A 24,366-nucleotide genomic window follows, 5' to 3' on the forward strand; every position below is an offset into this window, starting at 1 on the left:
TCCTTGCGTGTCGTGCAGCGGAACTGGGAAGCACCGCTTGAAGCACCGCCACGCTACCGGAGATCCCCGCCACACGTCGCAAACAAATCGGGCGGATTTTCTTTCGTCCCAAGGCTCGAAACCGGCCCGAATAGTGGACATTCGACGCGCGGTCAAGCAGCCGGAACGGGGAATGCGACGGCTGGCCGACAACCGGGTCCGGAACCGGGTAGCCGGCTTGGCGGCGAGCCCGCCTCACCCATGCGCACCAACGCGGTTCGACCGCACGGCGGTGAAGAGCTCACGTGGGCTCCTGGTTTGGGTGAGGACCTGTCCCGGACCGGCAAAGTCGAACACCATCCCCGCACCGCTGCGCACCGACCGCGCGCCGTTGGTCCCGATCGGCCGCAGCCGGCACTGCACGGTGTCGGCGTACGCCACGACGTGTCCGCTGTCGACGGTGACCAGCTCGCCCAGCCGGAGATCGATGACGTCGAGCGCGCCGTAGCAGGACAGTACGACCGGGCCCTGGCCGGCGACGTGCACGAGGAATCCACCCGCCGCGCCGGCGAGGTGGTCCGATCCTGCCCATCGGGGCTGAACGGCGACGGTGGCCGCCGTGGCCAGCCAGCGACCGCGGGCGACCACCCAACCGGTCCGGCCATCCAGGTCCAGCACGTGCAGGTCGCCGGGCAGCGGCGCGGCGACATCCACCCAGCCACCTTCCGCTGACGCGGTGAAGGTGGTCGGTGGGAGTTTTGCGCGTCCGCGTACGCCCCGGGCAAACAGGAACCCGAGGAACCCGCCCCGCGCGGGTGCCTCGACCGCCACCCCGTAACTGGTGGCGAGCATCGCCCCCGGCACGACCCGCACCGGCTCGCCCGGTGCGAGCACCAGCCGGGCGACCCCGTATGTCGGGGTGTGGCGGACGCGAACCTGCACGTCATCCCTCCTGGGTGGGGCACCGGAGCCGGGCGGCGGGCCGGTGCGCCGGCGAAGGTGTCCGCGCGGGCTGCCGCCGATCGGGTGAATGGTCGGAGCGCCGCGCAGTGTGACACGACGGGCGACGCGCCGGGGGGTGGCCCGTCCGATGTCACGCGTCGGATGTGACGCGCTGGCTTCGGTAGCGGTTCAACGGAAGCGCGGGACACGGCAGGATGCACGGCGTGCAGCAGACGCAACGCACGTTGGTCGGGGTGGCGGAGCATCGGGCGCGGGTGGCGGCACTGATCCCCCCGACGCCGGTCGAGCGACGCCCGGTCGGGGACTGCCTCGGCCTGGCGCTGGCCACGGACCTGGAGTCGCCGATCGCGCTGCCGCCCTTCGACAACTCGGCGATGGACGGCTACGCGGTGCGGTCGGTCGACGTGGCAACGGCGGCACCGGAGGCGCCGGTGTCCCTGCCCGTGGCCGAGGACATCCCGGCGGGCCGCGGGGACGTGCCGCCCCTGCTGCCCGGAACCGCGCATCGGATCATGACCGGCGCCCCGGTGCCGTCCGGCGCCGATGCGGTGGTGCCGGTCGAGTCGACGGACGGCGGGGTGTCGGAAGTCCTGGTGCGGGCCGCGGCGAGGCCGGGCGCGCACATCCGGTGGGCGGGCGAGGACGTGCGCACCGGTGAGGTGGTGTTGCCGGCCGGGATCGGCCTGGGACCCGCGCAGTTGGGCCTGGCCGCCGCGGTGGGAGCGGACCGGCTCGCGGTGCGCCGACCGCTGCGGGTGCTGGTGCTCTCGACCGGCTCGGAGCTGGTGGAACCCGGGCAGCCGTTGCGGGGCGGCCAGATCTACGAGTCGAACGGCGTGATGCTGGCCAGTGCGGTGCGGGCGGCCGGTGGGACGGCCGAGTTGCTGCGGTTCGTGCCCGACGACGTGGACGCCTTCCACCGCGCGCTCGCGCCCTGGCTGGACCGGGTGGACCTGGTACTCACCTCCGGCGGGGTGAGCGCCGGCGCATACGAGGTGGTCAAGGAAGCGCTGAGCGGACGCGGGGTCAGTTTCCACAAGGTGGCGGTGCAGCCCGGCGGCCCGCAGGGCCTGGGTCGCTACGACGGCGGCGTGCCCGTGGTGACGTTGCCCGGTAACCCGGTGAGCTCGCTGGTGTCGTTCGAGGTGTTCGTCCGGCCCGCGTTGCGCGCGGCGATGGGCTTCGCCGAGACGGAGCGGCCGCGTCGCCGGGCCACGTTGGTGGAGTCGCTGCGATCGGTTTCCGGCAAGCGGCAGTACCGCAGGGGCCGGTTCGACGAGGCGGCCGAGGACACCGTGACGGTCGCACCGGTGGGCGGGCCCGGCTCGCACCTGCTGTCCGCGCTGGCCAGGGCCAACTGCCTGCTGGAGGTCCCGGAAAACACCACCGACCTGCCGGCGGGTTCGGAGGTCACCGTGTGGTTGTTGGGCTGATCAGGTGACTTGCTGACGCTCACGGCCAGGGCCGAGACTGCCGTTTGGCCGATGACGGGCCGCTCCCCACTCCCCTACATCCCCGAAAGTTCTTCTCGAGCCGGAGGTCGAAGGCGTTGCGCTTCCCGTGGCGCGCCGTCCTCGCGCTCGTGGTGCTCGTCGGTTGGTTCGTGGTGGCCGCCGGGTTGTCCGCCGCACTCGCGGTGGCCGCGGTCTACGCCATGAAGGACGGCACCGTCGGGCTCAGCGGCGCGGTGCTCGCCGCTGCGGCGTTGCTGGTCGGCACCGCAACCGGGCTCGGTGCGCAATCCGTGCTGTCGGTGCGTGTCCAGTCGCGCGGCGTCGTCGTGGAGCGGGGCGCGCAGCCGGCCCTGTGGCGGGTGGTCGGGGAGCTGGCCAGGACCGCCCGGGCCGATGCGCCGGACGAGGTGCGGGTGGCCTCGGAGGTGACGCTCGGGGTCGTCGACAACGGCGGCCCCCTGGGCCTGCGCCGGGGCCGGCGGTGCCTGGAGATCGGGTTGCCGCTGCTGGGTGGGACGACCGTGGCCGAGCTGCGCGCGCTGGTGGCCCACGAGCTGGGCCACCACGGCAACGGTGGGCTGACGGCAACCGTTTACCGGGGTGCGCAGGCTTTGGAGCACACCGTCGGTGAGTTGCGCCGGGATTTGCCGCGCTGGGGCGCTCCGGTGCTGGGCTGGCTGCTCGACCGGTGGGTGCGCGTTTTCGTGTGGGCGGCCGGGCCGGTGCTGACCGAGCGGGAGTGCGCGGCGGACCAGGCCGCCATGGCCGCCGCCGGCCGCCGGGCGGCCCAGCAGGGATTGGTCCGTCCGGGCGTGCTGGCGGCGGCCTGGCCGGAGTACGGCAAGCAGTACCTCGCGCTCGCGCGGCTGGCCGGCCGCACCCCTGACGTGCTGCTCGGGTTCCGTGCGTTCCTGTCCGCGCCGGCCCGGCGCCACCGCTGGGAGCAGGTCGAGCAGGAGGTGCTGGACGCCGGTCCGATCTCCGGCTTCGATCACCACCCACCGCTGCGGGACCGGGTGGCAGCCATGGCCGACACCGGCGAGCCGGGCGCGGAACCGGACGACCGGCCCGCGTGGATGTTGCTGGGTGAGCCGGTGCGCAGCGTCCCCGAGCTGGAGGATGCGCTGTTGGTCGACCTCGGGCCGCGGGCGCCGTGGCCCGAGCTGGTGCGGGTCGCGGCGGTGCAGCGGGCCGAGCAACGGGCCGCCGAGCTGGCCCGCGCGGTGCTGGACAGCGGGGCTCAGGTGGACGGCCGGCCGGCGCAGCCCACGATCGCCGGCGTGTTGCTGGCCTTGCACCGGGGCCTGGGCGCGGAGCTGGTGAAACCGGCACTGGACCCGGCGCTCGCGCCGCGCGAGGTGCCGGAGGCGTCGGTGACCACGCTGGTCGAGCTGGTGGCGGGGGCGGCGGCCACCGCGCTGTGCCGGGCCCGGCGGGCCACCTTCGAGCTGGACTGGAACGGGCCGGCCCGGCTGCGGCTGGTGGGTGGGCAGGCGGTCGACCTGGAGCGACTGGTGGCACCGGCGGTGCACCGGCCGGTCCTGGTGCCGCGGCTGCACCAGCACCTGACCCGGATGGGCGTGCCACTGGACTTCGCGGCGCGGCCGGCCGAACCGCCGAAGGCGACGCTCGCGGCGAGCGCGTGCGGTGTCCGCCGGGACGGCGAGCCACACGACCTGCTGGTCTACGACGTGGGCCTGCTCGTGCTGCCCAGCACGGGAGGCAAGCTCGCGACGAAAGCGGCGAAAAAGGCACTGACCGAGCTGCGGCGACGGCCCGGTGCCCACTGGATATGCGGGTACGACGTCGAGTGGGGCCGGCTGGTGCGGCGGCGCAGCGGCTGGGACCTCTGGCTGCGGCTGCGCGGCGACGCTGAGCTGGAGCTGACCGGCACCGAGGACACCGTGCAGCGTGGCGAGCCTGCCGAGGCCCTGGCGGGCCTGCTCGGTGACCGCCTGGAGGTCGAGGACGTCCGGCAGCGGCGACGCGAGCCCACCCCGGGGTGAGGCCCCCGGGCCCGAGCCGGCCGGCCCGGACGGCTTTCGGCCGCCGGGGCGGGCCGGCCGGCCAGGTAGCGTGGCGGCATGGGCCTGCTGTCGTGGATCCTGTTCGGCGCGCTGGCCGGCTGGGCGGCGAACGTCGTGGTGGGTGGCCGGTACCGCCGGCCGCTGGGCTGCCTGGGCAGCATCCTGGTCGGCGTCGTGGGTGCCGTGCTGGGTGGGCTGATCTACACCCTGGTGACCGGCCGGGAGAAGACGTTCGACTGGGACCTGTCCAGTTTCGGAGTCGCCGTGCTCGGGGCCGTGGTGTTGCTCGCGTTCGTCCGCCTGCTGACCGGCCAGCGAACCCGCTAGCGAGCTTGATCCGCAGGTCAGCGGACCGGCACGCGGCGTTGGTGTGACACGTATTACACTCATTCCCACGTGAGGACGACGAGTTTCCGTCATCCCTTCCCTGCCAGGAGCCGATGACGGAAACTGGTTAACGTCGAGTTGGTCTGTTGACGCCGGTCCGTAACGACCCGGTCGGGGCGGGTCGCGGGCCGAGAAGGTCCGTGCGTCGTCGGGGGACGCACGGACCCGTTCGGGGGAGCGATGTCCGGCCCAGCTCGACAGCCCCGCCAGGCGGGGCGGGCCGGGACCGGTGTTGCTGACACCGGTCCCGGCTGCTTTGTGCGTTGGCGTACCGTGGGTGGCCGTCGCCGGTCTCCTCGTGACCGGCGGACACCACACCTTCCACGGCCTACAGGACGATGACCTCGGACCACGACGCCCCCGCGCAGGGCCCCCGCGCCGGCACGTTCGCCCACTCGTTGGAGCTGGCCCGCCGCTCGGTGCCGCCCCTGCATCCGGCCGGCCGGCCGTTCGTGCTCGGCATGGCCGCCCTCACCCTGTTGCTGCGCCGCCGCTGGCGCCCGCTCGGCGCGCTCGCCGCCGTTCTCACCGCGTGGTGCGCCTGGTTCTTCCGGGAACCGCGCCGGGTCACCCCGATGCGGCCGGGCATCGCGGTCTCTCCGGCCGACGGCACGGTGTCGCATGTCGCCGAGGCCGCGCCGCCCGCGGAGCTTGGCCTGGGTCCGGACCCGATGGTGCGGGTCAGCGTCTTCCTGTCCGTGTTCGACGTGCACGTGCAGCGTGCCCCGGTCGACGGCGTCGTGGAGAAGGTCGCCTACCGGCCGGGCCGGTTCCTGTCCGCGGACCTGGACAAGGCCAGCGAGGACAACGAGCGCAACAGTGTGCTGCTGCGTGACGGCGACGGTCGCGCGTTGGCGGTGGTGCAGATCGCCGGCCTGATCGCGCGGCGCATCGTCTGCGAGGCGGCCGAGGGCGACAAGGTGACCGCCGGGGCGACCTACGGCCTGATCAGGTTCGGTTCGCGGGTCGACCTCTACCTGCCGCGCGGCAGCCGGGTCCTGGTGGAGGCCGGCCAGCGGACGATCGGGGGCGAGACCGTGCTGGCCGAGCTGCCGCAGGAGGGCTGACCATGGCACGCACGCCCGGCGTGCGGCTGCTGCCCAACGCCATCACCATCCTCGCGCTGTGCGCCGGCCTGTCGGCCGTGATGTTCGCGCTGCGCGGGCAGCCCACCGGTGCGGTCGCCGCGACCGCCGTCGCCGCCCTGCTGGACGGCCTGGACGGCCGGCTGGCGCGGCTGCTCGACGCCACCAGCAAGATCGGCGCGGAGCTGGACTCGCTGTCGGACAACGTGGCCTTCGGGGTGGCGCCCGCGCTGACCCTGTACGTGTGGGGCCTGCACGGCACCAAGTACGGGTGGGCCGTCGCGTTGATCTATGCGGTGTGCATGACGTTGCGGCTGGCCCGGTTCAACACGTTGCTGGACGACCCCGACCAGCCGCCGTTCACCAAGGAGTTCTTCGTCGGTGTGCCGGCGCCGGCCGGGGCCCTGCTGGTGTTGTTGCCGGTCGTGCTGACCCTGGAGATCAGGGACGGCTGGTGGTCGTCCGAGCCGGCGGTGATGGTGTGGATGCTGGTCTGCGCGGGCCTGCTGATCAGCCGGGTGCCGACGCTGTCCCTGAAGACGATCAAGGTCGCGCCGCGGGCGATGGCGCCGCTGCTGGTGGGTGTGGGGGTGCTGGCGGCCGCGGTGATTCTCTACCCGGTCGTGGCCCTGATCGCGGCGATGGTGCTCTACCTGCTGCACATTCCCTATGCGGCGTACCGCTATCGCTGGCTGGCCAGGCACCCCGAGGCGTGGGACGTGCCGCCCAAGGAGCGCCGGGCGATCCGCCGCGCGCACAGCCGCCGCCGGCTGGGACTGCGACCACCGCTGCGGCGCGCCGCGGGCACGCCGCGGACGGTCCGGCTGGCCCGACTCTCCCGGCGCAACGGACGACCGGGCCGGCAGCGCCGACCCGAGGACCTCGTCGACTGACAGCACTCCCGCTGCCCCGGAGGGCCCCGGCCGGCCGCCGCTTCCGCCAGCGGGATCGCGCGCGTACTCCTACAGCCGCACCCCGCCCTCCCTGGGTCTCGCGAGCCCAAGTCGAGCGTAGTGATCAGGAAAATCGCAGGTCAAGGGCGTGATCGTCGGCTGTGGGCACATCTGGGGGGTGTGGATAACTTCGCGGTGGGCGGCGCTGCCGGGTGGTTTCCGTAGGCTGCGGGCGTGACCGCACCGGAGATCACGCTCACCACGAGGCTGTCGCCGTCGGCCCTGGACACCCGGCGCGGGGTGGTCCGGCTGCACCCCGAAGTGCTGGATGCGTTGGGGCTGCGTGCGTGGGACGCCGTCCGGCTCACCGGGAGCCGGGTGACCGCCGCGCTGGCCGCCGCGGCGACGCCGGGCACGCCGACCGGCGTGGCCCTGGTCGACGACGTGACCCTGTCCAACCTGGGCCTTCCCGAGGGGACCCAGGTCGTGGTCTCCCCGGTTCGGGTCGTGGCGGCGCGGTCGATCACCGTCTCCGGCTCCCGGCTCGCGATGACCGCGGTGTCCCCCGAGACGCTCCGGCTGGCGCTGACCGGCAAGGTGCTGACCACCGGCGACGCGGTGTCCTTGCTGCCGCAGGACCTCGCGCCGCCACCGGGCGCCGACGTGTCCACCGCGCGCCGCCGGCTGTCCGCGGCGATCGGCATGACCTGGACCAACGAGCTGGTCACGGTCGCCGAGACCGATCCGGCGGGACCGGTGGCGGTGCAGCCCGCCACGGTCGTCCGCTGGCAGGGCGGCGCGCGGACCGGCGACCGGATCGGCGCCGTGACCGCCGCCCCGCAGCCGGCCGCGGAACCCGCCCAGGCCGCCGCTCCTGAGCGACCACCGGTGCCGGTGGCGGACCTGGTGGGCGCGGAGGACGCCGCCCGCCGGCTGACCGAGTGGTTCGATCTCGCCTTCCAGCATCCCGAGTTGCTCGCCCGGCTGGGCTCGTCCGCGCGGCTGGGCGTCCTGGTGACCGGCCCGCCCGGGGTCGGCAAGGCCACCCTGGTGCGCTCGGTGGCGCACGCCGCCGGCGCGGAGGTCGTCGAGTTGGTAGCCCCCACCGTGGCCGCACTGGAGGCCGGCACGGCCTCGCAGCGCGTGCACGACGCCGTCGCCGATGCGAAGGCCCGTGCCGCCCGTGGGAAGCCCTGCGTACTGCTGGTGTCCGATGTGGACTCGCTCCTCCCGTCGGCGGCTCCTCCCCCACTGGCCACGGTCGTGCTGGACGCGTTCCGCGCCGCGGTTCCCACGACCGGGCTGGCGTTGGTCGCCACCTCGGCGCACCCGGAGTCGGTGGATCCCCGGCTGCGCGCCCCGGACCTGGTGGAACGCGAGGTGACCGTCGCGGCCCCGGACACGCGCACCCGGACCGCACTGCTGCAGGTGTTGCTCCGGGACGCACCGCTGGAGTCCACAGTGGACCCTTCGGCGGTGGCCGAGCGCACCCCGGGTTTCGTGGTCGCCGACCTGCTCGCGCTTCGCAGGGAAGCCGCGGTGCGCGCGGCCGTGCGCCACAAGCAGGCCGGTGAGCCCGCCGACCCACGCATCGCGCAGGAGGACCTGCTGGGCGCGCTGGAGGTGGTCCGTCCCATCTCGATGTCCACTTCGGACAACCTGCAGGTCGGTGGCCTCACCCTGGACGACGTCGGCGACATGGGCGAGGTGAAGCAGGCGCTCACCGAGGCCGTGCTGTGGCCGCTGCAGTACCCGGACTCCTTCGCCCGGCTCGGCGTCCAGCCGCCACGTGGTGTGCTCATGTACGGTCCGCCGGGCTGTGGCAAGACGTTCCTCGTGCGTGCCCTTGCCGGGACCGGTCGGCTTAACGTGCTCTCGGTGAAGGGCGCGGAACTGATGGACAAGTGGGTCGGCGAGTCCGAGCGCGCGGTGCGGGAGCTGTTCCGCCGCGCCCGGGATGCCGCGCCCGCGCTGGTCTTCCTGGACGAGGTGGACGCTCTGGCGCCGCGCCGCGGCCAGTCCGGTGACTCCGGGGTCGCCGACCGGGTCGTGGCGGCCCTGCTCACCGAGCTCGACGGTGTGGAGCCGCTGCGCGACGTCGTGGTGCTCGCCGCCACCAACCGCCCCGACCTGGTGGACCCGGCGCTGCTGCGGCCGGGCCGGTTGGAGCGCATGGTGTACGTGCCGCCGCCGGACACGGCGGCCCGGGCCGAGATCCTGCGTTCCGCCGCCAAGAACACTCCCCTGGCCAGGGACGTCGACCTCGACGCGGTTGCCGCGGAACTCGACGGGTACTCGGCGGCCGACTGTGCCGCCGTGGTTCGCGAGGCCGCGCTCACCGCGATGCGGGAGTCGTTGGCGGCGGCCGAGGTCAATGCCGCCCACCTGGCCACCGCGCGGCGGGCGGTGCGTCCCTCCCTGGATCCGGTCCAGCTGGCCGAGTTGGAGGCGTACGCGGCCAGCCGGACCTAGGCCCGGTCACCGGGTCGGGGCCCGGCGGAACGAACTCACCCGCCGGGACGGCAGTCGTAGAGCTGCAGGTCGTACCGGAACGAGATCGGCCTCCCGGAGTCCGTCGGGGGCAGTGTGACCGTTCGGCCGCCGCCCCCGTACTCCTTCGGGTCCACCTGGGAGCAGTTCAGGCGCACCCAGCCCGCAACGGGCGGTTCGGGTCTTTTCCTGCCGGACAGGATGTTCCCGAGGATGACGTACCGCAGTTCGCGCCGCGACACCAGGTCGGCGACGTGGTCGACGGACGGTGCGGGCAGGCTACCGGAGAAGCCACCGAAGGGTAGGACGGACTCTCCGGCGGCCGTGGCGGACGCGGCAATCATCGAACTCGCCGCGAACAGGTACTTCTCTCCCTGTCGCCGGGACCTCAGGTAGTCGAACGTCTTCTGGTTTCGCCGGGCGGACTTGTCGAACTCCGCCGCCGGTATCTTGCGCGGTCCCGCCGCCGGATCGAACGACACCGCGTCGGGATTGGGTACCACCGTCGTCGCGGCCCAAGCGGAGGGTGCCAACAGAACCGTGACGACGCCGAGGAAACCTCCCGCCGCGAGCACGTGCGTCGTCCACGGTCGCGCCCCGGGCGAGCGCTCGCTCGCCCGCGCCGAAACGATCCTCCCGATCACCAGCACCACAACCGCGAGCGATCCCGTGACGACGACGCTGGGGGCCAGCCACGGCAGGAAACCCGGGAAACGCGACGCCAGATAGGCCGACCACACCGTCGACACCGCGATCATGAGCGGCAGCAACCACTTCCGCCACCCCTCCTGCCGATACGCCGACCACATCGTCGTCAGCGCCGTCGCGGCCAGCGCCGCCACCGGTGGCGCCAGCGCGGCCACGTAGAAGGAGTGCGCCACGTGTCCCAGACTGAACGCGACGACGTGGGCCAGCAGCCACACTCCCCACATGACGCAACCGGCCCGGGCCCACGCGGCCCGGGGTGCCGGATCGGGCCAGGCGATCCCGAGCAGCAGGCCGGCCAGCGCCAGCGGGTACAGCCAGCCGACCTGGGGCGCGACCTGGTCGCTCAACAGGTACAGCCAGTGCGTCCCGGTTCCCGAACCGATCTGTGCTCCCAGGCCCCCGCCCATCCCGAGATCGTCACCGACCCCGAACCGGCCCAGGGCGTTGTACCCGAAGACCATGGAGATCGGCGAGTTGTCCATGGAGCCGTCCACGTAGGGGCGGGCCGACGCGGGGGTCAGCAGCACCAGCACGATCCACAGGCTCGATACCGCCAGGGTGGTGACGCCGGCCAGCAGGAGCTGCCCGGCCCGGCGCCAGAGGACCGCCGGGTTCCGGCCCGCCGCCACCAGGTAGCCGACACCCAGCGCCGGCAGCACCGCCCACGCCTGGACCATCTTGACGTGGAAGGCGAACCCCACCCAGACACCGCTGAGCAGGAGCCAACGCAGCCGACCCGTCTCGACGGACCGCTGCCACGCCGCCACCGCCAGCAGTAGGAGCAGCATCAGCAACATGTCGGCGATCTCGGCCTTGGCAAGCGCGCCCACCATCGGCGTGACGGCCAGCGCGGCCGCCGCCAGGATGCCGGCGACCGGGCCCCACCAGCGGCGGGTCACCCGGTGCAGGACGATCACCGCGAGCACGGCCTCGGCCACGTGTGGCAGCAGCACCGACCAGTTGTGGAACCCGAAGGCACGCACCGACAGCGCCTCGAGCCAGAACGAACCGGGCAGCTTGTCCAGCGTCAGGGTCCCGGACGGATCCTGGGCGCCGAACACGAACGTCGTCCAGCTCTGCGACATGCTCCTGACCGCGGCCGAGTAGTAGTTGAGCAGCTGGTTCCGGTCCAGCTCCCAGCCGTAGCCCAGGGCCGTGGCCAGCACGAGGACGAGCAGGGCGGGACGCTCCCACCACGGGTTGCCGATCAAGGCCCGCCACGGCCTGGATCCGCTCACCGCGCTGGTGCGACCGAGACGACCCTGCTGATCAAAATCGGAGGGAATGGTGGTACTACTAACCACCGCACGAGAATAACGGTCTTTTCGGGGATTCAGTCAAGGCCACGGGACACCCACCTCCGACATCTGCGTGAATTGTGATCACCGGCCCGCGGTACGGGAACCAGGCCGGCCACAGGCATCGGAATATGCCGCCCCACAAGGATATCCCCGCCGGTCACAACCTGCTTTCCGCGCCGAAGCCGGTCCCGCGAAACCACCCAGGAGCGAACAATACGGACAGTCGGACAAAAAAGAAACAGCAACCCAATCCCGCCATTAATCAGGGTCACAAATTTTTCAAGACGTAACGATGTGATCAAAATTCGACGTGACACGAAAAAGGGAGGGCGGTGTGCCACGGGCGGACGGGACGGCCCGCGCGGCACCCGCCGGCCCGACGCCGCCTACCGACCCCCGTAGTCGTTCGTGACGATCACGACGAGACCCGGGCTGGCGTCGGAGATGCCGTCGAACCTGGGTTCCACGCGCATCCCGAACTGGCGTCCCAACGCCTCCGCGGCCGCCTTCTCGTCGGTCCCGGGCCGATAGTAGACGGTCGTGGTCGGGATGATCCCGCTCGAGTAGTTACCGACCTCGACGACTTCCCATCCGGCGGCACGGAAGTCGTCGGCCGCCCTGGCCGCGAGGTGTTTGATGGTGCTGTTGTTGTAGACGCGCAGCGGTGCACGCGGTGTCGCGCGCTGGTCGTCGGCGGGTTCCCTGCCACCCGGCGGGTTCGCGGTGTCCGGTCGACCGGTTGCGGGCGGGCCGCTCGGTTTGTCCGGCTTGGCCGGCTCGCTCGGCGCCGGGGTCGTGGTCGGTGCGGCGGCGGTGGTGGTGGTAGCCGGCGTGCTGCTCGGGCCGGCCGCGGTGGGGCTCTCGGCCGGGCTGCCGGTCGCGGTGCTGGCCGAGCTGGCCACCGTGCGCGGACCGTTGGCGCTGCCGTCCCCGCCTGCGGTCACCGTCACGACGCCGACGATCACGGCGACCGAGGCCACCCCGAGCAGCGCGAGACCGGCGACCCGCAGTGGACGCGAGGGGTTCGCGGGGTCGATCGGGCTCATGTCTGTGGTTTCATCCCCCGTTCCACTGCCGCGGGTCCATGCCGAGCCGCCGCGCGACCCGGGCCTTCTGCCGGGCCGAGCGCAGCCGGCGCAACCGCTTGACCAGCATGGGATCCGCGCGCATCGCCTCCGGCTTGTCCATCAGGCTGTTCAGCACCTGGTAGTAGCGGGTGGCGGACATGTCGAACAACTCGCGGATCGCCTGTTCCTTGGCACCGGAGTACTTCCACCACTGCCGTTCGAAGGCGAGGATCTCGTGTTCCCGGCGGGTCAGGCCGTCGGCGGGGTCGTGCGGGGCCGCCCGTCGCTCGCCGGCGCGCTCCCGGGACCGGGCACGGGTCTCACGGGCCGGCTCACCCGACCGGGCCGGCGGCTCAGGGACCTGCTCGCAGGGTCGAGCCCTGAACTCTGCGGCGTCCATCTGGCTCCTCGCCTCGAGTCGGCGGTTGCGTGCCACACCGGAACTACAGATATGTGATTCCCGGGACACCATTACACCACGCGGACCCGCCGCGACGCCGCGGCATCGGCCGGCGCGTCGTGCCGGCTCCAGAAGACCCCGTGCGGCGAGGATCGTGCCTGGCCCAGGTCGTATCCGCCGTCGACGCACGTCATAGGGTGACCGGTATGTCCGTGCACCCCATCGTGATCGTCGGCGAGCCCGTGCTACACAAGCCGACCCGTCCCGTCGAGCGGTTCGACGACGAGCTGCGGAAGCTGGTCGACGACATGTTCGAGACCATGGCCGCGGCCCAAGGGGTCGGGCTGGCCGCCAACCAGATCGGCGTGGACCTGCGGGTGTTCGTGTACGACTGCCCGGACGACAAGGGTGAGCGGCACCACGGCGTGGTGGCCAACCCGGTACTGCAGACCTCGGAGATCCCGGAGACGATGCCCGATCCGGAGCACGACTGGGAGGGCTGCCTGTCGGTTCCGGGCGAGCCGTTCCCGACCGGTCGAGCGGGCTGGGCCAAGGTCACCGGTGCCGACCTGGACGGCAACCCGATCGAGGTTGAGGGCACCGGCTACTTCGCGCGTTGCCTCCAGCACGAGACCGACCATCTCAACGGGTACATCTTCCTGGACCGGCTGATCGGCCGGTACAAGCGCGACTCCAGGCGGATGCTCAAGCGCAACGGCTGGGGCGTACCGGGGCTGTGCTGGGACCCGGCGAGCAAGGGCGACCCGTTCGGCGAGCACTGATCGGTTCCGGACACCGCTGGCGACCGAAATCACCCGCGCGCCGACGATCTCCGTCGTGCCGGGTGGGAGCGGACGGCGCCGGCCCTCCGGTGATCCGCTTCAGCCCAGGGCGAACGTCGGAACACCGCGCACTCTCCCCGGCTTGAACCTGCCACACGGGAGAGGTGGTGAACCGCCATGACCGAGTCGATCCTGCCCGGTGGCGCCGAAAGGCCCGCCGAGCCCGCCCTGGATGCCTACTCGCGGACTGTGAGCGCGGTCGCTTCCGCGGTCACGCCCCATGTCGCCGCGGTGCGGTTGCGGCACGGAAGCGGTTCGGCGGTGGTGTTCACCGATGACCGCTTCCTGTTGACCAACGCGCACGTGGTCGGCGGTTCCGGGGCCGGCGTGGCAACCTTCGCCGACGGGAGCGAAAGCCGGTTCGACGTCGTGGGGGCGGACTCGCTGTCGGACCTGGCGGTGCTGCGTGCGCGGGACGAGACGCCGGCCGCGGCCCGGTTCGGTGATGCCGACGGGCTCGTGGTCGGGCAGCTCGTGGTGGCGGTGGGGAACCCGGTGGGGCTGGCCGGGTCGGTGACGGCCGGGGTGGTCAGCGCGCTCGGGCGGGCGCTGCCGGTGCGGCAGGGCCGGGCGGCACGGGTGATCGAGGACGTGATCCAGACCGACGCCGCGCTCAACCCCGGCAACAGCGGTGGCGCGCTTGCGGATGCGAACGGCAGCGTGGTGGGGATCAACACGGCGTTGGCCGGGATCGGCCTCGGGCTCGCAGTGCCGATCAACGCCACCACGCGGCGGATCATCAGCACGCTTCTCGCGGAAGGGCGGGTCCGGCGGGCGTACCTGGGTGTGGTGGGGATGCCGGCACCGCTGCCCGCCGACGTGGCGCGGCGGACGGGGCAGGACACCGGGGTCAGGCTGGTCGAGGTGATGGCCGGCGGACCGGCCGACCGGGCCGGGCTGCACCGCGGCGACCTGGTGTTGAGCGTCGGCCGGGAGCCGGTCGCGGACGCGCAGGGCATCCAGCGGCAGCTGTTCGGTGAGGCCATCGGCCTGCCGTTGCCGGTCACGGTGTTCCGCAACGGGGCGATGGTGGACGTGATCGCCGTCCCCGCCGACCTCGCCGAGGTCGTCTGATCCGGCAATCTTCGACAGTGGCCACCAGGGGCGCTGGCATCCATAACCGAACACCGTCATCATGTGATGTCATGACGAAACGTCTCACATTGCTGCTTCCGGACGGGCAACACGCGGAGATCAAGCAGAGCGCCGAGCAGGCGGGTATGTCACTTCACGCCTGGATCCTGCACGCCATCGAGCGCGAGAACCTGCGGCAGCGGTTGGCCGAGCACAACGAATGGTGCCTCGCCAACAAGGGCAGGCTGCCGGACCCGGTAGAGGAGTACAAGCGGCGCGCCGAAGCGAAGAAGCGGGCACTGGGGGGCACCGCGTGACCCCTCTGCAGGGGCAGATACGAGCCGTCCTCGGCGACGACTCGCGACACGTGTTGATCTACTCGGGCGACATGTTCAACACCCTCCACGGTGAGGACTTTGTACTCACGATGGATGTCATGGATCACCCGACGCCTCTTGCCATCGAGCTACCTGGGCAGAATCGCTGGGTGTGGTACACGTGGCTCGAGCACACCCCGAAAGCCATGCTGGGGCCCGTCGTTCATGAGATCTCGAAGTTCGACGTTTCCGAAATCAACACGAAGTTGTTCTTGATCCTCACTACGAACTGACCTCCTCGCACCCGGTCGGGCTGGAGGCGAGCCGGGAGGTCCAGCATCCGGGTGGAGCTGGACTCCCGGTGGCCGGCTCACTAGCCTCCCCTGCGGGGCTCGTTCCCCGAACCGACAACTGGACACGCGGGAGCTCGCGCCGTAGCGGGCTGAGAGGGCGGCTGGTGTCGTATGCGACCCGGTGCCGCCGACCGCTCGAACCTGACCGGGTAATGCCGGCGTAGGGAGGCATCATGACGGCTCTTGCCGACCGTTCCGTCCACCCCACCATCACCACCGGGCCGATCACCGGTTCGCACAAGAACTACCGGGAGACGCCCGACGGGCTGCGGGTCCCGTTCCGCAGGGTGGAGCTGACCAACGGCGAGCACGTCGACCTCTACGACACCTCTGGCCCCTATACCGACACCGAGGCCACCATCGACATCCACAGTGGACTCCCCAGGTTGCGGGAGTCGTGGATCGCCGAGCGGGAGCCGGTCAACGGCGCGGTGACCCAGCTCGCCTACGCCAAGGCCGGGATCATCACCAAGGAGATGGCCTACATCGCCCTGCGCGAGGGCGTGGATCCGGAGTTCGTGCGCGACGAGGTCGCCTCCGGGCGCGCGATCATCCCGGCCAACCGCAGGCACCCGGAAGCCGAGCCGATGATCATCGGCAAGAGGTTCCTGGTGAAGGTCAACGCCAACATCGGCAACTCCGCCGTGTGGTCTTCGGTGGAGGAGGAGGTGGAGAAGATGGTGTGGGCGACCCGCTGGGGCGCCGACACCGTGATGGACCTGTCCACCGGCAAGCGGATCCACGAGACCCGGGAGTGGATCCTGCGCAACTCGCCGGTCCCGATCGGCACCGTGCCGATCTACCAGGCGCTGGAAAAGGTCAACGGCGACCCGGCGGAGCTGTCCTGGGAGGTCTACCGGGACACCGTGATCGAGCAGTGCGAGCAGGGCGTCGACTACATGACCGTGCACGCGGGCGTGCTGCTCCGCTACGTCCCGCTGACCGCGCGCCGGGTCACCGGCATCGTCTCGCGCGGCGGCTCGATCATGGCCGCGTGGTGCCTGGCGCACCACAGGGAGAGCTTCCTCTACACCCACTTCGCCGAACTCTGCGAGATCCTGCGCACCTACGACGTCTCGTTCTCGCTCGGCGACGGCCTGCGGCCGGGTTCGATCGCGGACGCCAACGACGAGGCGCAGTTCGCCGAGTTGCGCACCCTGGGCGAGCTTACGCACATCGCCCGCGAGCACGACGTGCAGGTGATGATCGAGGGGCCGGGCCACGTGCCGATGCACAAGATCGCCGAGAACGTGCGGCTGGAGGAGGAATGGTGTGGTGAGGCGCCCTTCTACACCCTCGGGCCGCTGGCGACCGACATCGCCCCGGCCTACGACCACATCACCTCGGCGATCGGCGCGGCCCAGATCGGTTGGCACGGCACGGCGATGCTCTGCTACGTCACGCCCAAGGAGCACCTGGGCCTGCCGAACCGGGACGACGTGAAGACCGGCGTGATCACCTACAAGATCGCGGCGCACTCCGCCGACCTGGCCAAGGGGCACCCGCGGGCGCAGGAGTGGGACGACGCGTTGTCCAAGGCGCGCTTCGAGTTCCGCTGGGTGGACCAGTTCAACCTGTCGCTGGACCCGGACACCGCCCGCGCGTTCCACGACGAGACGTTGCCGGCGGAGCCGGCCAAGACCGCGCACTTCTGCTCCATGTGCGGGCCGAAGTTCTGCTCGATGAAGATCACGCAGGACGTCCGCAGGTACGCCGAGGAACACGGCCTGGACAGCGTCGAGGCGATCGAGGCCGGTATGCGGGAGAAGTCGGCCGAGTTCGCCGAGCGCGGCAACCAGGTCTACCTGCCCGTGGTGGACCGGTGAGCTCGTTGCTCGACGGGTCGTTGCGGCCCGTGCCGGGGACCACCCCGGCACGGGCCCTGACCATCGCTGGTTCGGACTCCGGTGGTGGGGCCGGCCTGCAGGCCGACATGCGCACGTTCTTCGGCTGCGGCGTGCACGGCATGACCGCGGTCACGGCGGTCACGGTGCAGAACTCGGTCGGTGTGACCGGGGTGCACGAGATCCCGCCGGAGACGGTGGCGGCCCAGGTGGAGTCGGTGGTCACCGACATCGGGGTCAACGCGGTCAAGACCGGGATGCTGTCCTCGGCCGGGATCATTCGGGCCGTGGACGAGGTGTGTGGCCGGCTGGGGATCGGGCGTGACGGGCGGATCCCGTTCGTGGTCGACCCGGTCGCCGCGTCGATGCACGGCGACCCCCTGCTGCGGGCGGATGCGCTCGATGCGCTGCGCGAGCTGTTCCGGCGCGCCACCCTGGTGACCCCGAACCTGGACGAGGTCCGGCTGCTCACCGGCGTCGACGCACGGGACCGGGCCGGGCTGGTGGCCGCCGCCAGGGCGATGCGCGCGCTCGGGCCGCAGTGGGTGCTGGTCAAGGCCGGGCATCTGGTGGACGACCCGGACTGCGTCGACCTCCTCCACGACGGTGAGCGGGTCGTGGAACTGCCCGGCCCGCGGTTCGACACCCCACATACCCACGGCGGTGGCGACACGCTGGCCTCCGCGGTCACCGCCGCGCTGGCCCGTGGCGCCGACCTGGTGGAGGCCGTGCGGTTCGGCAAGCGGTACATCGTCCGAGCGGTGAGCGATGCCTACCCCCTCGGGTCGGGGGTGGGGCCGGTGTCATCTTTCTGGCGTATCTCGCCCGAAACGGTGTAGTGATCAAGTTGCGCTTCGCTGTGTGACCGACGACCGTGCAGACTTGCCGCCTCACTCACGTGGGTGTTGGTATGCCTGGTTAGGTGGGCTTCTTGGGTCGCGCATCGTCGATCACCGCTGAGGGGCGTCGGTCCGGTTCGCCGGCCGCGCGCGGAGCCGTGCCGGGCCGGGGCGGTGGTCGGCCACCGGCCCCACCCGGCCAACGGCTGCTCATCGTGCTGGCGGTCACCGCGGTCGCCACCGGAACGGCCGCCGCGTTCGGCCTCGCCGAGATCACCGCCATCGCGGGCCTCGGCACCATGTTCGGCCTCATGGCCGGGGTCGGTGGCTCGCTGCGCGCGGACCTGAAGCTGTTGAGCTGGTGCGGGCCGCTGCTCGTGCTGGCGCTGGCCGCCGGGCCCGCGGTGGACGAGCTGCCCGCGCTCGCGATCGCGGTGCCCACCGTCGCGGTGCTGGGTGCGGCGTTCGCGCCGCTGCTGGGCTGGCGGCTGGAGCTGGCGGTGGGCGCGTTCCTCACCGCGACCGTGCTGGCCAGCGCCACCGGCATCGGCACCGGCCTGAGCATCCTGGTGCGGCTGGCGGCCGCGGCGCTCGGGGTGGCCTTCGCGGTGGTGCTGCGGATCGTGTTCGGCGGGCGGGACCCGTCGGCGAACACGCGTACCGCCGTGTCCGAGGCGTTGACCAGCCAGGACCCCCACACGTTGCCGCAGGCCATCAAGGTCTGGCGGTCCGCCGGGGGCGAGCCCTGGCTCGGGGAGGCGCTGGCCGGGGTCTCGGCCGTCCGCACGGCCCGGGCCGAGCTGGGCGCTCGGGTACTGACGGCACCTCCGCAGGTGGGCGAGCGGCTGCGGATCGCCCTGGTCGAGGCGGACCGGGTCATCTCCCAGCTCGCGCTGGCGGTGCGGGCCCGTTCGACCCGCACGCTACCGATGCTGGACCTGCTGCTGCAGCAGCTGGAGTGGGTGCGGCTCGCCTCGCCACCGGCGGACGTCGTGCGCCAGCTCGACTCGCTGACCACGGGCCTGCGTCGGGTGCGCAACTCGCTGACGACCCGGGTCACCGGCACGACCGAGACGGCTCCGCGCGGCGCGCGCCGGCGCATCCTGGGCGAGGAGTTGCGGGCGCTGCTGGTCCCCCAGTCGGCGCTGCTCCGGCACGCCCTGCGATCGACGGTGGCGGTGCTGGTCGGTGCCTCGATCGCGGTGTGGCAGCACAATCCGCAGGCCTCGATCCTGGTGATCACGATCTTCGCCGTGCTGCGGCCGTCGCGACGGGACAGCGTTTCGGTGGCCCTGCAGCGGGCGGCGTGGACGTTCGTGGCGGTCGGGTTCGCCGCGGCGATCGGCGCGGTCACCCCGGGACCGATCCTGGTCGCGGCGTTCGTGGTGCTCGGCGTGGTCGGGTTCCCGGTGCTGCAGCGCAACCACACCGCGCTCACCGCACTGCTCACCGCGTTGGTGGTGGTGCTGCGTGGCGTCGACCACCGCAGTCCGCTGATCGACATCGTCATCAACTTCCTGACCAGTGCCGCGATCGGCGCGACGCTGGCGCTCGCCGTGGGCTACCTGACCCTGCCGCGGCCGCGCGCCGGCCTGTTGGAGCGGGTGCACAACGCGGTGGAGTCGGTGCGCGGGCTGACGTGGGCGTTGCTGGAGCCCGGCGGGGCGAGGCAGGTGAAGTCGCTGCACGCGATCGCGGTGCGGCGGGTGCACGACCTGCTGGCGTTCGTGGACCGCGCCGAGGAGGAGCCCGAGGAGGTGCGGGAGGCCGCCCGCGAGGCCGGGCACGCGTTGGACACGTTGCGCGCGGTGCTCCGGGAGCTGGCCGAGCTGCCCGAGGAGCTGCGGCGGCCGGCGGTGCCCGCGGTGCGGCGGGTGCGTGCCGTGCTGGGCCCGCCGAGCCAGGCCGGGCCGGACGAGCTGCAGGTGGTGCCGCACAACCAGCCGTGGCAGGCCGCGTTGGCCGCGCAGATGATGGTCACCGAGGCCAACGCGGTGCAGCGCGCGGTCGCGCGGATGGCCGAGGAGTGAACACCCGGCCGGCCGACGCGCTGACCAGCCCGAATGCTTACCGTCGGATGCGGAGCGTGAACACCGTTGTCACGTCCCGCATCCGGGGGTGGGTGCCGTGGGGGAGGAACGAGCCGGGCCGGGAAGCTTCCGCGCGCTGGCGGTCCTGCGCGCCAAGGAAGGTGAGCTGACGGCCCTGCGGCAGCTCCGCTCCGGCCGGTTCCGGCAGCAGTTCCACGCGGTGCAGCCGTTGCTCCGGATGGACCCGGGAAGGCCGGTGGACGGCGACCACATCGACGACCTGGCTGGTTGTGCGGCGGCTCATGCCCTTGGCGGCCGCCCCGTGATGATCGACGCCTCCGACCTGGACGACCCCGCCGCGACAATGCGGACATTCCGGGACAAGATGGGCATGCTCCCGGATTCCTGCCGGTTCATCCCTGTCGTGCGTGCCACCGACCCACGTAGCTATGTCGACCTGCTCGGCGCACTCGCCGACGAGTGCGACTGCGGAGCCGCCCTCCGCTATGTCGTCGAACACACGCCACCCGGGGACATCACCGCCGCGATCACCGCCGCGATCGCCGCGCTGCGACACGAACGCGAAGCGATCGACCTCATCATCGACGTCGGTTACCTCCCGAACCGTCGGACCGCGCGGCAACGTGCGGAGCAGGTCACAGCGCTCGTGAGCAGCCACCCCTGCCTGCAGGGCTACCGAACCACCAGCGTCGTGGCGGGGTCGGTGCCGAAGTCCCTCAGACACGTCGGCCGGCTGCGGCAGGTGCGGCACGAGGAGGAGCTGTGGCGGGGTGTCGCTACCGGCTCGACCCGAAAGGACCTGCGGTTCGGAGACTTCGGCGTCGTCCACCCGGTCCCGCCCAAACGCTCGGGCGGCCGCTTCACCCACTCCACGTTGCGCTACGCGGTCAACGGGTTCTGGCTGTTCTTCCGGCAGTCAATAGAGGATCACCTCGACGAGGCGACCGCCTGCGGTGAGGACGGCCGGACGCACACGTTCCGACTCATCAGTCGGGAGCTGGTGGCCGACACCGAAGAGTATTTCGGCCCCACCTTCTCCTGGGGGGATCACCAGCTTGCCTCGAGCGCGAACGGCAACGGGGAGAAGCTCGGCACGACCAGTACACCGGTCGCCTTCGCGACCTCACATCACTTGGCGTACCTCGCGGAGCGGCCGTTGGCCGCGTGAGCAACGGGAGGCGGGGATGGATGGCTTAGCCGCGCGACCCAGGTTCCAGGCACTGGTCGTGCTGAAGAGCAAGATGGGCGAGCTCGAGGCCGCCGCCCGGATGTCACGGGCGGACGTCGCCGTCGTGCAGCCGCTGGTGGAGATCCTGCCCACCGTCACCCCGGACGGGCGGCTCCTGCCCAAGCTGGTCGCGGCGGCCGTGGCCCTGGCGCGGCAGGACCGCCCGCTGATGGTGGACTGCTCGCTGCTGCATCCCTCGAGCCCGCTCAGCCAGTGGCCGCGCGGCCCGCTCGACATGCTCTCCCAACACATCCGGCAACGCGCCATCCGGGAGTACGGCGACTGCGCCGAGAACCTGGTGCCGCTGATTCCCGTGTTGCGCGCCGATGACAGCGTCGCGGCACTGCGTACGGTCAAGCTGCTCGACGAAGACCTGGGCTGCGGAGCCGCGTTGCGGGTGCAGATCTCCGATCCGGCGCGGGCCAATGCGGCGCGACGCTGGGTCGACCGTGCGCTGGACCTGATGCGCCTGCCCGCCGGTGCGGTCGACCTCATCCTGGACCTCGGGTACCTGGCGAGCGGGCGCACCCGGCACCTCGACCTCGCGCTCATCGCGCTGGACCAGCTCGGGTCCCACCACGGGCTCCGGTCGACGACGCTGGTGTCGGGCTCGGTTCCACCGGCCCGCAACGGATTCGACACCGTGCGCCTCGACCGCGCCGAACTCGATGTGTGGCAGGCGGTGCGGGACGAGCGGATCGGCCGCGACATTTGTTACGGCGACTACGGCGTGGTGCACCCGATCCCGCCGGCGCGGGAACCGAACTATCCCGTCACCGTCTACCCATTCCTCTATTACACGGTGTCCGACGGCGCGGTGTTCCTCCGCCGCCAGCTACCGCGCGGCACTGACCGCCGCGTGCCGAAAGGCGCGGCCGCACAACACTTCCTCGACCTGACCGACGAGCTCACCGACCGCGAAGAGTACGCGGGACCCGAGTTCTCCTGGGGCGACAGCCAGATCAACGACTGCGCGCAACGCCGGATCGACAATGTCGGAACGGCATGGCGGTGGATAGCCATGGGAACCTCGCACCACGTCGCACAGCTCTCACATATCCCGCTCACCCTCGACATCCCCACCCAGCGCACGAAGGAGGACCGAACGAGGCAGCACGAGCGCTAACGGGCCTCCACCAAGCCCCGACAGAAAGTGCGGAGCGCGCTGCCCAGCCCCTACTCGAGTTGCCGCTGTAGCTTGGTCGCATAGGCTGGCCAGTCGGTCAGTTGCTAGTGGCGGCAGCCACGCGAACGACACGGTGGGTGCAATGTTGCGGCGCTTCGAGGGCAAATCGTCACTGGTGACCGGTTCCTCCTCCGGAATGGGCCGGGCGACCGCGCTCCGGCTGGCCGAGGAGGGCGCGCGGGTGCTTGCCGTGGACCGGAACGCCGAGGGGCTCGAACGGCTCGCGGCGGAGTCTCCCGCCACCGGGCAGATCGTTCCGCACACGGCCGACGTGTCCGACGAGGACCAGGTACGCACGACCGTCCGTGCCGCGCTCGGGCACTTCGGCGGCCTCGACGTTCTGGTGAACAATGCGGGGATCCTGCACATGGCTCCGCTGCCCGAGCAGACGGTGGCCGACTTCCATCGCGTCCTGCAGGTCAACCTGCTCGGCACGTTCCTGTTCTGCCGCGAGGCGATGCCCGCCCTGGTCAGGCGTCGGGGCGTTGTGGTCAACGTTGCCTCGGCGGCGGCGACGCACGCCCACCCGTTCATGACCGCCTATGCCGCGAGCAAGGGTGGGATACTCGCGTTCTCGATCAGCCTGGCCCATGAATACACGCGACAGGGTGTTCGGGTCGTGGTCGTCTCCCCCGGTGGCGTGGACACCCCCCTGATGCGGTCGGTGCAGTTCCCCGACCACGTCGACCCCTCCTTCTACCAGCGGATCACGCCGCCGCTGGGATTCGGCACGCCCGAGCAGCTCGCCGGCACCATCGCGTATGTGGCCTCCGGCGACGCGGGTTTCCTCACCGGTGTGGAGATCCGCGTCGATGGTGGCTCCGGCAACTGACCGGAGGATCACAACTCCGGGCTGGATGCCTGGGCCCAGTACCGCCTGGGGATGCGGCCGGCGAGCCTGGCCAGCCGGCCGGCCTCGACCGCGGCCCGCATCGCCGCGGCCATCCGCTCCGGGTCCTGGGCCCTGGTCACCGCCGTCGCCAGCAGCACGGCGTCGCAGCCGAGCTCCATCGCCAACGCCGCGTCCGAGGCGGTGCCGATGCCGGCGTCGAGCACGACCGGAACCCCGGCCGCCGACACGATCATCTCGATGTTGTGCGGGTTCCGGATTCCCAGGCCGGTGCCGATGGGCGAGCCCAGGGGCATCACCGCGGCACAGCCGGCGTCCTCCAGGCGGCGCGCCAGCACCGGGTCGTCGTTGGTGTAGGGAAGCACGACGAAACCGTCGGCCACCAGCTGCTCGGCCGCGTCCAGCAGCTCGACCGGGTCCGGCAGCAGGGTGCGGTCGTCGGCGACGACCTCCAGCTTGATCCAGTTCGTCCGCAGTGCCTCGCGGGCCAGGCGCGCGGTGAGGACGGCCTCGGCCGCGGTACGGCAGCCGGCGGTGTTGGGCAGTGGCTCGATGCCCAGCCGCCGCAGCAGGTCGAGCACACCGGTGCCGCCCTCGGCGTCCATCCGCCGGAGTGCCACCGTGGTCAGCTCGGTTCCGGATGCGATCAGGGCACGTTCCAGCACCACCAGGTTGCCGGCGCCGCCGGTGCCCGTGATCAGGCGGGACCGGAGCTCCCGGCCGGCGATCAGCAGCGGGTCGGCGGTCACCGCGGTGCGGTCCAGGGTCTCGCTCACGTCAGCCTCCCTGCACCGCGGTGAGGACCTCGACGCGGGCACCGTCCCGCAGCGGGGTGCGCGGCCAGCTGGCGCGGGGCACGACGGCGCCGTCCAGGGCCACGGCGACACCGGTGCCGGGCCTGCCGAACTCGGCGAGCACGTCCGCCACGGTCGCCCCGGCGGCGAACTCGCGGTTTTGGCCGTTGACCTCAACCCTCATCAGTTTTCCTCCACAGTGGACGAACGAGATCGGGGCGGTTTCGGGGTTGT

At 71.8% G+C, this 24,366-nt stretch carries 23 protein-coding genes and 1 riboswitch; of the genes, 16 read left to right on the forward strand and 7 right to left on the reverse strand.

All coding sequences use genetic code 11. The annotated features are described in order from the left end of the window. Nucleotides 1–234: 234 nt before the first annotated feature. Nucleotides 235–921: a TIGR00266 family protein gene (locus IEY55_RS06535; protein ID WP_189054999.1), complete on the reverse strand. Its 687-nt coding sequence runs from the start codon at nt 919–921 to the stop codon at nt 235–237. A gap of 215 nt (nt 922–1,136) precedes the next feature. On the opposite strand from IEY55_RS06535, the gene moeA reads away from it, so the two are divergent. The 6 genes from moeA (at nt 1,137) to IEY55_RS06565 (ending at nt 9,260) form a co-directional block, all read left to right on the forward strand. Then, nucleotides 1,137–2,375: a molybdopterin molybdotransferase MoeA gene (gene moeA / locus IEY55_RS06540; protein ID WP_189055001.1), complete on the forward strand. Its 1,239-nt coding sequence runs from the start codon at nt 1,137–1,139 to the stop codon at nt 2,373–2,375. Nucleotides 2,376–2,491: 116 nt separating this feature from the next. Continuing rightward, complete coding sequence (locus IEY55_RS06545) at nt 2,492–4,402, forward strand: M48 family metallopeptidase (protein WP_189055002.1); 1,911 nt, start codon at nt 2,492–2,494, stop codon at nt 4,400–4,402. A 78-nt stretch (nt 4,403–4,480) separates the two neighbouring features. Continuing rightward, the gene (locus IEY55_RS06550) at nt 4,481–4,750 is read left to right on the forward strand and encodes a GlsB/YeaQ/YmgE family stress response membrane protein (RefSeq protein ID WP_189055004.1); all 270 of its coding nucleotides are present in this window, start codon (nt 4,481–4,483) and stop codon (nt 4,748–4,750) included. Between the two features lie 398 nt (nt 4,751–5,148). Beyond that, nucleotides 5,149–5,877, forward strand: coding sequence for a phosphatidylserine decarboxylase (locus tag IEY55_RS06555; RefSeq protein WP_189055006.1), 729 nt, complete (start codon nt 5,149–5,151; stop codon nt 5,875–5,877). Beyond that, nucleotides 5,874–6,788 (forward strand): CDP-alcohol phosphatidyltransferase family protein, encoded by a 915-nt coding sequence (locus tag IEY55_RS06560; protein ID WP_373289975.1) that lies wholly within the window; start codon nt 5,874–5,876, stop codon nt 6,786–6,788. The genes IEY55_RS06555 and IEY55_RS06560 overlap by 4 nt, the downstream gene beginning before the upstream one ends. Nucleotides 6,789–7,022: 234 nt before the next feature. Beyond that, the gene (locus IEY55_RS06565) at nt 7,023–9,260 is read left to right on the forward strand and encodes an AAA family ATPase (RefSeq protein ID WP_189055010.1); all 2,238 of its coding nucleotides are present in this window, start codon (nt 7,023–7,025) and stop codon (nt 9,258–9,260) included. Between the two features lie 35 nt (nt 9,261–9,295). Here the strand turns inward: IEY55_RS06565 and IEY55_RS06570 are convergent, their stop codons facing one another. The 4 genes from IEY55_RS06570 to IEY55_RS32505 form a co-directional block, all read right to left on the reverse strand. Further along, a complete protein-coding gene (locus IEY55_RS06570) occupies nt 9,296–11,290 on the reverse strand; it encodes an ArnT family glycosyltransferase (RefSeq protein WP_189055012.1) in 1,995 nt (664 codons plus the stop codon). Between the two features lie 383 nt (nt 11,291–11,673). Beyond that, a complete protein-coding gene (locus tag IEY55_RS06575; RefSeq protein WP_189055014.1) occupies nt 11,674–12,333 on the reverse strand; it encodes a LytR C-terminal domain-containing protein in 660 nt (219 codons plus the stop codon). A gap of 10 nt (nt 12,334–12,343) precedes the next feature. After that, nucleotides 12,344–12,754: a nucleoid-associated protein NapA gene (gene napA / locus IEY55_RS33275; protein WP_189055016.1), complete on the reverse strand. Its 411-nt coding sequence runs from the start codon at nt 12,752–12,754 to the stop codon at nt 12,344–12,346. Between the two features lie 71 nt (nt 12,755–12,825). Next, nucleotides 12,826–12,948 carry a hypothetical protein gene (locus IEY55_RS32505; protein WP_268239282.1) on the reverse strand — a complete coding sequence of 41 codons (123 nt, stop codon included), beginning with the start codon at nt 12,946–12,948 and terminating at the stop codon, nt 12,826–12,828. A gap of 12 nt (nt 12,949–12,960) precedes the next feature. On the opposite strand from IEY55_RS32505, the gene IEY55_RS06585 reads away from it, so the two are divergent. The 10 genes from IEY55_RS06585 (at nt 12,961) to IEY55_RS06630 (ending at nt 23,320) form a co-directional block, all read left to right on the forward strand. Further along, nucleotides 12,961–13,536, forward strand: a complete 576-nt coding sequence (locus tag IEY55_RS06585) for a peptide deformylase (RefSeq protein ID WP_189055018.1) — start codon at nt 12,961–12,963, stop codon at nt 13,534–13,536. 177 nt (nt 13,537–13,713) lie between these two features. Then, nucleotides 13,714–14,670, forward strand: a complete 957-nt coding sequence (locus IEY55_RS06590) for a S1C family serine protease (protein WP_189055020.1) — start codon at nt 13,714–13,716, stop codon at nt 14,668–14,670. A gap of 71 nt (nt 14,671–14,741) precedes the next feature. Beyond that, nucleotides 14,742–14,987, forward strand: coding sequence for a hypothetical protein (locus IEY55_RS06595; RefSeq protein ID WP_189055022.1), 246 nt, complete (start codon nt 14,742–14,744; stop codon nt 14,985–14,987). Next, on the forward strand, nt 14,984–15,280 hold the full coding sequence (locus tag IEY55_RS06600) for a hypothetical protein (protein WP_189055024.1): 297 nt from the start codon (nt 14,984–14,986) through the stop codon (nt 15,278–15,280). Before IEY55_RS06595 ends, IEY55_RS06600 begins: the two co-directional genes overlap by 4 nt. A gap of 116 nt (nt 15,281–15,396) precedes the next feature. Continuing rightward, nucleotides 15,397–15,525, forward strand: a riboswitch (TPP riboswitch). Then, nucleotides 15,514–17,166, forward strand: a complete 1,653-nt coding sequence (gene thiC, locus IEY55_RS06605; RefSeq protein ID WP_189055026.1) for a phosphomethylpyrimidine synthase ThiC — start codon at nt 15,514–15,516, stop codon at nt 17,164–17,166. Its footprint overlaps the riboswitch before it by 12 nt. Further along, the gene (thiD, locus tag IEY55_RS06610; RefSeq protein WP_229686123.1) at nt 17,163–18,023 is read left to right on the forward strand and encodes a bifunctional hydroxymethylpyrimidine kinase/phosphomethylpyrimidine kinase; all 861 of its coding nucleotides are present in this window, start codon (nt 17,163–17,165) and stop codon (nt 18,021–18,023) included. The genes thiC and thiD overlap by 4 nt, the downstream gene beginning before the upstream one ends. Before the next feature lie 92 nt (nt 18,024–18,115). After that, nucleotides 18,116–20,053 carry an FUSC family protein gene (locus IEY55_RS06615; protein WP_189055028.1) on the forward strand — a complete coding sequence of 646 codons (1,938 nt, stop codon included), beginning with the start codon at nt 18,116–18,118 and terminating at the stop codon, nt 20,051–20,053. Nucleotides 20,054–20,150: 97 nt separating this feature from the next. Further along, nucleotides 20,151–21,242, forward strand: coding sequence for a beta family protein (locus IEY55_RS06620; protein WP_189055030.1), 1,092 nt, complete (start codon nt 20,151–20,153; stop codon nt 21,240–21,242). A gap of 16 nt (nt 21,243–21,258) precedes the next feature. Next, nucleotides 21,259–22,428, forward strand: coding sequence for a beta family protein (locus tag IEY55_RS06625; protein ID WP_189055032.1), 1,170 nt, complete (start codon nt 21,259–21,261; stop codon nt 22,426–22,428). 142 nt (nt 22,429–22,570) lie between these two features. After that, nucleotides 22,571–23,320 (forward strand): SDR family NAD(P)-dependent oxidoreductase, encoded by a 750-nt coding sequence (locus IEY55_RS06630; RefSeq protein WP_189055034.1) that lies wholly within the window; start codon nt 22,571–22,573, stop codon nt 23,318–23,320. A gap of 8 nt (nt 23,321–23,328) precedes the next feature. Here IEY55_RS06630 and IEY55_RS06635 read toward each other — a convergent pair whose 3' ends face one another. Together IEY55_RS06635 and thiS are read right to left on the reverse strand one after the other, a co-directional pair. Continuing rightward, nucleotides 23,329–24,114: a thiazole synthase gene (locus IEY55_RS06635; RefSeq protein ID WP_308424729.1), complete on the reverse strand. Its 786-nt coding sequence runs from the start codon at nt 24,112–24,114 to the stop codon at nt 23,329–23,331. Nucleotide 24,115: 1 nt separating this feature from the next. Then, nucleotides 24,116–24,316, reverse strand: coding sequence for a sulfur carrier protein ThiS (thiS, locus tag IEY55_RS06640; protein ID WP_189055036.1), 201 nt, complete (start codon nt 24,314–24,316; stop codon nt 24,116–24,118). Nucleotides 24,317–24,366: the final 50 nt, after the last annotated feature.

It is taken from the genome of Longimycelium tulufanense (genome assembly GCF_014645795.1).
GTDB classification, from domain to species: domain Bacteria; phylum Actinomycetota; class Actinomycetes; order Mycobacteriales; family Pseudonocardiaceae; genus Longimycelium; species Longimycelium tulufanense.

What these genes read in the sequence shown, in the direction of transcription:
- moeA (WP_189055001.1), top strand. Translation starts at nt 1,137, where the DNA reads ATGCACGGCGTGCAGCAGACGCAACGCACGTTGGTCGGGGTGGCGGAG.
- IEY55_RS06550 (WP_189055004.1), top strand. Translation starts at nt 4,481, where the DNA reads ATGGGCCTGCTGTCGTGGATCCTGTTCGGCGCGCTGGCCGGCTGGGCG.
- IEY55_RS06555 (WP_189055006.1), top strand. Translation starts at nt 5,149, where the DNA reads ATGACCTCGGACCACGACGCCCCCGCGCAGGGCCCCCGCGCCGGCACG.
- IEY55_RS06575 (WP_189055014.1), bottom strand. Translation starts at nt 12,333, where the DNA reads ATGAGCCCGATCGACCCCGCGAACCCCTCGCGTCCACTGCGGGTCGCC.
- napA (WP_189055016.1), bottom strand. Translation starts at nt 12,754, where the DNA reads ATGGACGCCGCAGAGTTCAGGGCTCGACCCTGCGAGCAGGTCCCTGAG.
- IEY55_RS32505 (WP_268239282.1), bottom strand. Translation starts at nt 12,948, where the DNA reads ATGACGTGCGTCGACGGCGGATACGACCTGGGCCAGGCACGATCCTCG.
- IEY55_RS06585 (WP_189055018.1), top strand. Translation starts at nt 12,961, where the DNA reads ATGTCCGTGCACCCCATCGTGATCGTCGGCGAGCCCGTGCTACACAAG.
- IEY55_RS06590 (WP_189055020.1), top strand. Translation starts at nt 13,714, where the DNA reads ATGACCGAGTCGATCCTGCCCGGTGGCGCCGAAAGGCCCGCCGAGCCC.
- IEY55_RS06595 (WP_189055022.1), top strand. Translation starts at nt 14,742, where the DNA reads ATGACGAAACGTCTCACATTGCTGCTTCCGGACGGGCAACACGCGGAG.
- thiC (WP_189055026.1), top strand. Translation starts at nt 15,514, where the DNA reads ATGACGGCTCTTGCCGACCGTTCCGTCCACCCCACCATCACCACCGGG.
- IEY55_RS06625 (WP_189055032.1), top strand. Translation starts at nt 21,259, where the DNA reads ATGGATGGCTTAGCCGCGCGACCCAGGTTCCAGGCACTGGTCGTGCTG.
- IEY55_RS06630 (WP_189055034.1), top strand. Translation starts at nt 22,571, where the DNA reads ATGTTGCGGCGCTTCGAGGGCAAATCGTCACTGGTGACCGGTTCCTCC.
- thiS (WP_189055036.1), bottom strand. Translation starts at nt 24,316, where the DNA reads ATGAGGGTTGAGGTCAACGGCCAAAACCGCGAGTTCGCCGCCGGGGCG.